At 43.0% G+C, this 8,322-nt stretch carries 6 protein-coding genes; all 6 read right to left on the bottom strand.

The window, feature by feature from the left end; genetic code table 11:
* Nucleotides 1-494 precede the first annotated feature (494 nt).
* A complete protein-coding gene (locus EKM76_RS12140) occupies nt 495-1,340 on the bottom strand; it encodes a fructosamine kinase family protein (protein ID WP_125550877.1) in 846 nt (281 codons plus the stop codon).
* A 71-nt stretch (nt 1,341-1,411) separates the two neighbouring features.
* Nucleotides 1,412-3,202 (bottom strand): coiled-coil domain-containing protein, encoded by a 1,791-nt coding sequence (locus EKM76_RS12135; RefSeq protein ID WP_225417943.1) that lies wholly within the window; start codon nt 3,200-3,202, stop codon nt 1,412-1,414.
* 345 nt (nt 3,203-3,547) lie between these two features.
* Nucleotides 3,548-4,438 carry an L-serine ammonia-lyase, iron-sulfur-dependent, subunit alpha gene (gene sdaAA / locus EKM76_RS12130; RefSeq protein ID WP_164507653.1) on the bottom strand — a complete coding sequence of 297 codons (891 nt, stop codon included), beginning with the start codon at nt 4,436-4,438 and terminating at the stop codon, nt 3,548-3,550.
* Nucleotides 4,439-4,468: 30 nt separating this feature from the next.
* A complete protein-coding gene (locus EKM76_RS12125) occupies nt 4,469-5,122 on the bottom strand; it encodes a serine dehydratase beta chain (protein ID WP_125550875.1) in 654 nt (217 codons plus the stop codon).
* Nucleotides 5,123-5,336: 214 nt separating this feature from the next.
* On the bottom strand, nt 5,337-6,878 hold the full coding sequence (locus EKM76_RS12120; RefSeq protein ID WP_125550874.1) for an ABC-F family ATP-binding cassette domain-containing protein: 1,542 nt from the start codon (nt 6,876-6,878) through the stop codon (nt 5,337-5,339).
* Nucleotides 6,879-7,204: 326 nt separating this feature from the next.
* Nucleotides 7,205-8,065 (bottom strand): helix-turn-helix transcriptional regulator, encoded by an 861-nt coding sequence (locus tag EKM76_RS12115; RefSeq protein WP_125550873.1) that lies wholly within the window; start codon nt 8,063-8,065, stop codon nt 7,205-7,207.
* Nucleotides 8,066-8,322 lie beyond the last annotated feature (257 nt).

Genomic DNA, 8,322 nt, shown 5'->3' with positions numbered 1-8,322 from the left:
CACGCCGCCAGCGTTCATCCTGAGCCAGGATCAAACTCTCATATAAAATGAAAATTGATTGCTCAATTGTTTTTGTTGCTAGCGAGTTATAATTCAAATTGAATTGACTTCGCAAATGTTTGCTTTACTTCGACCGGTCCGAAAACCAGCAAAAAATAAAGACCCTACACATTTGATTTGTCGAAACTTTGTTCAGTTTTCAAAGATCTACGGTCGTTGCTCAACACAACTTAATTAGTTTAGCATGACGGATGAAATCTGTCAAGAACTTTTTTGAATAAATATTCATAAGTTATTCAGCTAACGAAACGCGATACGCAACTTTTATACTATATCAAGTTTAAATGCTCCTGTCAACAACTTTTTTAAATTGCTTTGAACAACTTAATGAATTGCTTTGAACACTTAAATTTGACAACTTAAATAATATACTACGGTTCTAAAAGAACGTCAAGCATTAATTCATAAAAATTTTCAATTCGCATGAACATTCATTATATAGTCGCTTGTAACAGCGTTTGATCAAGTGCGGGACCGTATGTCTCCCCAAATAAATTAAGATGTGCCATTAAATAATATGTCTGATACCAAGGCATTCGTTGCTGATAATTCGCTCGCAGCGGATAAACTTCAGTATAAGCCTGATAAAACGCTGCGGAAAAGCCACCAAATAGTTGGGTCATCGCTAGATCCATTTCTCGATCACCATAGAAAACATCTGGATCCAATAGAACCGGCGTACCATCAGTTAAAAAGTTACTGTTCCCCGACCATAAGTCGCCATGCAATAAGCTTGGCTCTGGCTTAACCGTCGCAAAATATGTTCTAATTCGTTGATATAGTTGTTGCAGCTGCTGTTCCCGAAAATCATTCCAGCGCTGTTGCCGGCGCGCTAAATCTGCTAGCACTGCTAAACGTTGATTAATATAAAAATCTGCCCAATCATTGCACCAAGCATTATATTTAGGCAGTTTCCCGGCTGTAAAATCATGAGCTAAGCCAAACTGATTCGCGTGTTGCTGATGAACATGTGCGATAGCCCGACCTAATGCCGCCTCATCCCCAGAGCCAAAGTCCAACCATTCTAATAGTAAATAAGCATCGCCGGCAATTGTGCCACTAGCAATAATTTGTGGCACCCGAATAGCCGGTGCTAACAGTTCAAGCCCTGCCTGTTCATGTGCAAAAAAAGCACCAGTCTGCTGCTTTTGTACTTTTAAAAAGTAACGTTGGCGCTCCGTCTGCACACAATAGGCTTGATTAATGTCCCCACCGCTGACCGGTTGCACGCGTTTAATCTTTGTAAGCGGCAATTGCGCTAACCACGTTCGTGTTAACATTAGCTTCCCCCTTATATCAAAATCTAAACAAAAAGCCACTCATCAATGAATGGCTTCCTGGTAAAATTAAATTATTTAGCGCCAAGAATACTAGCATTGAGTGAAATTTGGCTAGTTTCAATGACTTTCTCGTAATCAGCTTGTTGTAATAAGAAGAGATTGCGAATACCGGCCTTACCAGTCAAAATATTATTGACCAAAGTTGCTTGCGTCGCTAAATCATCGATTATTGGCAATAAATCAACTTGTTCTGGTTGATTTTCAGTCAAATAACCATAGAAATCATTGCCACTATCGATCAATAACTGACTATGGTCATTAGTGAAGACCATATTCTTCAGCCACCAAATGATCAGTTCATTTTCAGTAGAGAAGACTTCTAATAAGACACCCGCTTCATTTAGGAGCTGAATCGTTTCCTTATCCTTCTCGTTATACTCTTTGACCAAGACTAAGCTACCATTGGTCCGATAAAAATTCTCACTGACGACGCGGTTAGCATTATTCTGATCGAGGTACTGCGTCGCTGACAATTGTCCTTCTAAATCAAAAACATCCCGTTTGATCACTTTGCCTTGACTATAGTAAAGCACATACCAAAGTGTATCGTCATCACGGCGTTTCAACTGCATGACTGGTTGATTATTCTGATCACGCACCAACTCTGAATGAGTTCCCTCATCCTTAGTGTACTGCCAATCATTATTTTGCGGAATAATGTTATCCGTTACCGCCTTAGGTTGATCACTATCTTGTAGTGCTTGGTACAAATTAAGTAATTGCGCGTTAGGTGCGATCAATCCTTGCTGTTGATAATCCTGCCAAGTTGCTTGCAAGTAATCATTGTAGTCAACCGTAATGTACGTTGGTGCCACCTGTGCCTGCTTGAACGTTGCTGCAGTTGCCTGCAAGATTTGTTTCTGTTCAGCGTCAGGTGTCCGTTCTAAATTACGCTCAAAGACAAAGTAGCGCGCTTCCTGGTCCAAGACAACTTCATTGACACTTTCAGTTACTTGAAAATAATGCGCCAATTTTTCTTTCGTATTTTCCAGCTGTGTCGTATATTGCTGATGCCGATTTTGTGCATTATCCAAGGCACTTTGCGTTGACGTTAATCGCCGTTCTGCAGCTTGGCGTGCTTTTTCACGATCAGCCTGTTTTGCATCGATTTCTTTTTGCAACTTATCTAATTGTTCATCCAACACATTTTGCTTGGACTTAATATTAGCGGCTTCTTTGGGAAGTTCAGACTGGCGTTTCTGGGCGTTAGTCAACTTAACATCGACAACTTCCAATTGGCGCTGCACATCGTCTTTTTTCGCATTCAAAACCTGAACGTGACTCTTTTGTTGCTCAGCTAAGGAGATCATTTTAGCCAAATCAGTCTCTTGCTTGATTTTTTCAACCATATCGGCTTCTTCTTGCTCATAGCCGGCGAGTTCTTCCTTAGCCCCAGCAACTTGCTTTTCATATTCAGCAATCGAATCAGCGACATCGGCTTGCTGCTGTTCTACCGTGGCTAACTGTTCTTTCGCCCGTAACTGCTGCTGCTTGGTGTTGCCGAATTGAACCGTCGTCTCGTCCTCAACATCGCCTTGCAGATCAGTCACTGACTGCTGATCCTTTTGCTTGTCTTCTTTTAACGCCTCGATCTGAGGTACGATCTGGTTGATTTGATTCAGTAGCAATTTTCGCTCAGTAAAGAGTTGGTCGCGTAACTCATCTTTAACAGCTTTGAGTTGACTCTCCAAATCAGCTAACTGATTTTCAGTAGCCGAACGCGTGTTGACAATATCCGTAAGCATGACATCGTTCGTGCTCGTCGTATTTGCTGTATCTGTTGATTTACTCGTGGTCTCCATCTACTTTCTCATGATTATTATTCAGGTCGCCGTAAAGAAACCCACTTTTGCCAGCGAATTCTGAATACATCAATCGCTTACAAAAATAATCTGTTTAGCCTAATTCTAATGCATTCGGTCGATTGCATCAACTGAAGACGTCGAATTTTGCCAAATTGTTAAAGAAATGACGCACAAATGAGACAAAAGGAGACAAAAGTAGTGGCTAGTCACCATTTATTTGGTTTTTGCTACTGATTAATTAGCGAATCGCTCACTTGCTAACGTCAGTTAAAATTTAAATAGTCGCCGACAACGATCTTGGTCACAAAAAAACAGCGCTGTTGATCGCTGTTTTGCACCACATTATTCAAAATCACGATCCTGACCAAAAATACGCATCTTCATTTTAATGCCTGTCGGTGTAGCTGCTAAGCCACCGCGGCCAGTTTCCCGCAAAGTTTGTGGCATATCTTCGCCGATTTTTTTCATCGCGCCAACAACTTCGTCCGCCGGAATTTTATTTGTAAGACCAGCTAATGCCATGTCGGCGGAGATCAATGCGTTCGTCGCGCCAATCGCGTTACGCTTAACACAAGGTAATTCCACCAAACCCGCGATTGGATCACAAACCAAGCCAAGTAAATTACTTAGCGCCATCGCTAAAGCTTCCGCCGACTGTTCCGGCGTACCCCCAGCAATTTCAACGGCCGCCGCAGCTGCCATCCCCGATGCGCTACCGACCTCAGCCTGACAGCCGCCAGTCGCACCGGCAATCATCGCGTTATTAGCAATGATCATCCCTAAAGCACCTGAAGTGAATAGGAAACGAATCATCTGTTCATGGGTCAAGTTCAATCGCTCTTGTAACATAAATAAAACGCCGGGTAACGTTCCTGACGCACCAGCCGTTGGCGTCGCACAAACGATTCCCATCGCCGCGTTGACCTCATTCGTCGCAATAGCATTTTGAACTGCGGCTAACATGGTATCACCGGATAAGCTTTGGTGAGTCGCACGATAATTCTTTAATTTAATCGCCTCGCCACCAGTCAAACCAGTCTTAGAAAAGGCCCCTTCGCCAGTACTGCCGCGCTTAACTGCAGCCGCCATGGCTTCCAAATTACGTTCCATCCCTGCCCAAACTTCATCGCGACTGTTGCCACTATTAGCGACTTCTTGCTGGATCATTAATTCAGACAGCGATAGATCAGCCGTCTCTGCTGCCGACACGAGTTCGGCAATCGTTGCGTATATTTGCATTTCAGTTTCCCCCGTTCGTCGCAGCTATAAGTACACTAGTTCCGCCGCACCTTGCTGCAAGCTATCAACCTCATGTTGTTGTAAGCTTCGTTCTAAATCGAATTCCACTAAATGTTTTGCGGCCGTATTATAGCTTTGCTGACGCATGATTTTTGTCATTTTAGCTAATTTGGTCTGGATCCGTTGGTCATTGTCCTTGGCGCCCCAAACCAACAAAATCGGCAACGGTCCGCTAGGCTTAAGCTCAAAACCATCCACCGTGATGCGCCGAATTTCGATCGTGCCACCACCAATTGAGCAGCCAGCTACTTCGATCGTGCGCTGTTCATTGCTTAACGTGACGATCGCCGTATTGGGATGCCCGATCGGACTAGGGCCCGCCATTTCAATAAATTTAACGGCTAAGCCTTGCTGTTGCGCTAACGTTAAGGCATTCGGTACTTGTGGATCAGCTGGTGGTAAGCCTAACACGCCTGCGACCAGCGCGTAGTCAGTCCCATGACCGCGGTGTGTTTCGGCAAATGACTCGTAATAACGGACGGTCAATGTCGTTGCCGGTGCGTGAAAAATCTTGCGCGCAGCGTGACCGATCGCCACTGCGCCAGCTGTATGTGAGCTAGAGGGACCGATCATCACCGGCCCAATAATATCAAAAACACTTTTATAATTTAAAACCATGATGAACCCCTTTCTCTAGACGGATAGTCGCGTAATATCTATTTTTAGGTACGCTTTCATTCTTTACCGCTATCATAACGGGTATTGATGAGGACTGCATGAATTTTGCCTGCTTAATTCTAAGAATTGCACAAAAATAACCAACGCATAAAGTAACGTTGGTTTAGAAATATGGTGCCTATGACTACTTTTTAATTGTTCTGACAGAAACGCGCTAAGCACTCTGTAATTTTTCGATATCAATGACGCGGTCGATCCAGCCATCGTAAAAGCCTGGTTCATGGGTGACCAGTAGTACGCTACCTTCAAAATCGCGCACGGCCGCAGCCAAAGCTTTTTTAGTGCCATCATCTAAATGGTTAGTCGGTTCATCAAGCACTAATAAATTAACCGGGAACAGCATCAGTAAACAAAGTTTGACCTTCGTCTGCTCGCCACCACTTAACATTTTGATCGGCTTCTCGACATTATCTTTCTCGATGCCGGCGCGGGCCAACGATTGGCGAACTTTACGTTGGGTCATCCCCTCCGCTGCCGCCTGCACAATTTGCAGTGGTGTTTGCTTCGGATCGTCCCAAGCCAATTCTTGGCGGAAATAACCGACCTTAGTGGTTGAGGAAAAGGCAAACTCGCCACCTAGCGCCGGAATAATACCGAGCAACGTCTTAAGCAACGTAGACTTACCGATACCGTTAAAACCAGTTAAGGCTACTTTTTCCGGTTGTGTGATCGAAAAGTTAAACGGTGATAAGAGTGGCTTCTCGTAACCAACGGATAAGTCGCTGACTTCCAGCAACATCCGTACCGCGCTAGGCTCGTAAGGAAAGGCGAAATGTGATTCCAACAAATTACCAGGTGGCGTCAAAACATCCATGTGCGCTAATTGCTTTTCGCGGCTTTTAGCCATGGTCGAGCGACTACCAGCTTTATATTTGCGGATGTAAGCCTTGGTTTTTTCAATTTTTTTCTGTTGAGTCGCGTAAGCCTTCAAATAAGCTTCCTTATTATCGTTTTTCTGGCGTAACGCTTGCTTCAGATTGCCACGGTATTTAGTGATTTTACCGAACTCAATATCACAAATACAGTTGGAGATCTCACCGAGAAAGTCGTAATCATGGGAGATCACAATGTAGGCACTGGGAAAGTCGATCAAATAATCGATCAACCAAGTAATATGGTTGGTGTCCAAATAGTTGGTCGGTTCGTCCAGTAGCAAAACATCGGGCTGTTCTAATAGTAGCTTTGCCAAAATAACCCGCGAACGCTGACCACCAGAAAGTTCATTGGCGTTGGTGTCTAAGCCAAAGGCATCGATCCCCAAACCAGTCGCGATCTGATTGATCGTTGTTTCAATTTCGTAAAAGTTGCGCGCTTCAAGGATCTCCTGATTTTTACCAGCTTTTTCTAATAAGTCATCATCAGGATTAGCCGCATAATCAGCGTAGATCTGTACATTTTGCGCATCTAATTCGTATAAGTCGCTAAAAGCTGTTTTTAAAAATTCAAAAATCGATTGTTTTTCAGTCAAACTTACGTATTGGTCTAAGTAACCAATTTTTGCATGTTTTTTCCAGGTGACTTTACCGTTATCTGGTAAAATTTGTCCAGTAATGATTTTGATCAGCGTACTCTTACCGACACCATTTTGGCCGATAATACCCATGTGATCTTCCTGATTCAGGGCGAAACCTGTGTCGTCATACAACGTTTTATCCAAAAACTGCTGACTGAGGTTTTCCACTGTCAGTACACTCATGGTGATCAACACTTCCTTCTATAATATATCGCAATTAAATAACCTTAACATAGTTAAAAAGTACGGTCAAATAGCCGTTTTCTTGAAAATAAATAAAAAAGCCCACGCTAAGCGCGAGCTCCTGATTATTTTTTCTGGTTGTTGTGCGCTAATGTCTGTTTATTGCGTTGTGACCGCGGCGGTAGCCCCAGCAAACCGGCTAAAATAACACTGATCCCTACGATTAATAAAGTTTCGCCAAGCATTTGGCCACCTACTTTCTATTTTAGTGAAGCAAAAAGTAGTCTACTAGCCAATGGCGAATAACGCAAGCGATTTGTTCCTGATCAGACTTCTAATGTCTGACGATAGGCTTCGATTGCCTTTAGTTCATGCGTGTTACCATTCAGTCGGGCAAACGCGCGGGCATCATTAAGGTACTCACAGATCTCACTTAATTGCTTGCCTTGAGCACGTTGATTGCGCGCCAAACGGAAAGCAACTCGTGCCAAATAATACGTTAAATGATTATCCGCACAGATCTCATAAGCATAGTTCAACAAGGCATCGCTGGTTTCATATTCGCCGACATCTGAATAGAACTTGCCACAATTATAAACAATGTTCAGGACGCGCCAAACATCTGTCGTCGTGCGGATCTGGTAATCATAGATTTCTTTAAGCACCTTATTAAAGTAAAAATCAGCTTTCTCGTTTTCTTGTTTTTGCGCGTAAATTATGCCGGAGCCAGTCAGCGCTAATAAATTGTAGATCACGGTATAGTCCTTGGCGTCGGCCGCTAGAATCTGGCTAAACGCAAATAAGGCATCAGTGGTCTCACCTTCTAATAACGTCGTCAAATAGCCTTGCAAATAAAGATAGCGCAAGCGCTGATCATCATTATCGATACTGGCAAAATTAATTTCTTGCAACGAACGCTGTGCTTCTTCGTAATCCATGGTGATCAATTTAAACTCCGCGTCGGTCATTTTCCGATTCAAGGCGCTGCTAGCTTGCTCAACCTTAGGAAAAAGGTCGGCCAGGCTGAGGTTTAAACGATTACAAAGTTTAATTAAAATTTTGATCGCGGGAACTTGACCATTCTTTTCAAAACGACTGAGGGTCGCTTGCGTACACACACCATCACAAAGTTCTTTTTGTGACAGGCCCATCTTCTTTCTGGTTTCAACAAAGTAAGCAATATTCATTTTTATCACAATCCTAATTTTTTTGACTAACCTGTTATATGCTAGTTAGTGAGCATATTACTACTGTTGATCAACTAAATTAATTTTTCAGTGCCAATATCTAGTTAATAGAGTGTTTAAATAATTATGTGTAAATGAATTATTGGGAATTGAAAAAGGGAAGCCTCTCCCTTATGATAGTTAGCGTCTAAACAAACATCACAGGAGGCTTCCCCATGAATCAGTTTACCAAAGAAATTGTCACAGCACTAGCTCAG

This window comes from Loigolactobacillus zhaoyuanensis, assembly GCF_003946385.1.
Taxonomy (GTDB): domain Bacteria; phylum Bacillota; class Bacilli; order Lactobacillales; family Lactobacillaceae; genus Loigolactobacillus; species Loigolactobacillus zhaoyuanensis.
This window is presented reverse-complemented; position numbering and strand designations above follow the sequence as displayed.